Raw genomic sequence first — 1667 nt, 5'->3', positions numbered from 1 at the left:
TGTTCATGTATATAGGAAGACAATTAATTCCATAAACATTTTTAAAGTTATGGATATTCAAATGTCTCTATTGAATCGAAACATAGAAAGAATACAATTAATCCTCTTACTCAAAGAAAAGAGAGGGTATGATGGGATATTAAATTCAGTTGAATTTGAAGCTAAGTTTTCTGGGAAAAAATTAAAGAGGATATTGGAACAAGTAAATACAAGCTCACAGATTATAATACAAATATTTTTATCTAAAATAAAATATAATCTTCCCAAGGATTTTTCAGCACGATTAGAAGAATATTTAGGTCTACTTAGTTTTTTAATAAAAGAAATTCACGTTCATAGGTATGAGCAAGTAATTGCTTTAGGTGCGGAAAAAGAATCAATTGAATTTTATGATACAATTCTTCAAAAAACTAATTTGTTATTATCGAATACTACTAAAAATCTATGGACTGAGGATACTGAGAAAATTGTTAACTTTTATCAATCTACAATACCCGGTATTTTCCAAACAAGCTTGGGTTTTTACGAAGAAGTGTGCAGTTCAGATTTTCAAAGTCTATCAAAATATGTTGCGGAGTCTAAACAAAGACTAATAATTTATTATAAAAATATTAATACAGTGATAAATATATTAAGTGCTAACAATCATCAAGACAATTTAATGATATTAAAAATGTTAATGGACCAATCCAATGATTCATATGAGTATATTGATGGGACAAACATATTTACGATATACTTTTCTCTAATGACCCAAGCTGTTTTAAAGAATGATGTCAAACTATTAACAAATGTAACGAACTTAGGTTTTCAGCTTGCGGAAAGTGAATATAATTTGTATAAAGATGAAGATTTAATTGAGGCAAGCAAAAAACGATACAGCTTATCGAAAATTATGATTTTAAATATTGTTAAGGCTATAGAATTGGGCCATTATAGTTGCGCTGGGTTTTTGATTAAGATGTCTACAAATCAACTAGAAAACCATAATCTTAATAGGAATTGCTATGATGTTTATAGTTTTGTTAAAAATAATAACGAAAATATGCCTAACTCTTTAGAAAGTTCACTGGGATTAGATATAAATCCTGAATTGTTAAGAAAAATAGGCCCTTCAATTTCTTTTAGTCCTATTTCTTTTGATTACTGTTATTCCAAAGCTATGTTTTTAATCTATTGTCAACAAGAATATTTAAAAGCTATAGGTATTAAAGTTATAACTCTCTCTGAGATTCTAAAAGTAGAAGACTTTATTAAAGATACAAATATGGTGTATCTTAAAAATAAAGTATCTGGTCTAAATAAAGAATATGGACTTAGTTTTTTGAGTGATCAAAACGAAAAGTATCTAAAAAAAGAATCATTAATAATAATATAAAAAAACCTCATAAAATTGAGGTTTTTTTATGTACAATTTTTTTCATCAAGAAGAAACTTCTAATTCAAAAAGCATTTATAGAGAACAACTCAATTATTTCAATCTTACTAAATACATAAATTAATCATTAATTTTAGATGTCTTAAAAAAAAATTGGAAATGCCGTCTAAAAACGCCAAAAATCAAATCCGACCCCAATCCGACCCCCTAAGGTAAATTTACAGGTAAAAAAGAAAAATTGTTACAAAAACAAAAGACCGCTAAATCCTTTATTATCAAAGGTTCAACG

Annotated in this window: 1 protein-coding gene; it reads left to right on the top strand. The window is 26.9% G+C overall.

What is annotated here, in order from left to right:
- Positions 1 to 1378: hypothetical protein (locus V7097_RS11180; RefSeq protein ID WP_335703692.1), on the top strand; the 1378-nt coding region annotated here is incomplete at its 5' end.
- Positions 1379 to 1667: the final 289 nt, after the last annotated feature.

The organism is Bacillus sp. JJ1562 (assembly GCF_036962705.1).
Taxonomy (GTDB): domain Bacteria; phylum Bacillota; class Bacilli; order Bacillales; family Bacillaceae_L; genus Ferdinandcohnia.
This window is presented reverse-complemented; position numbering and strand designations above follow the sequence as displayed.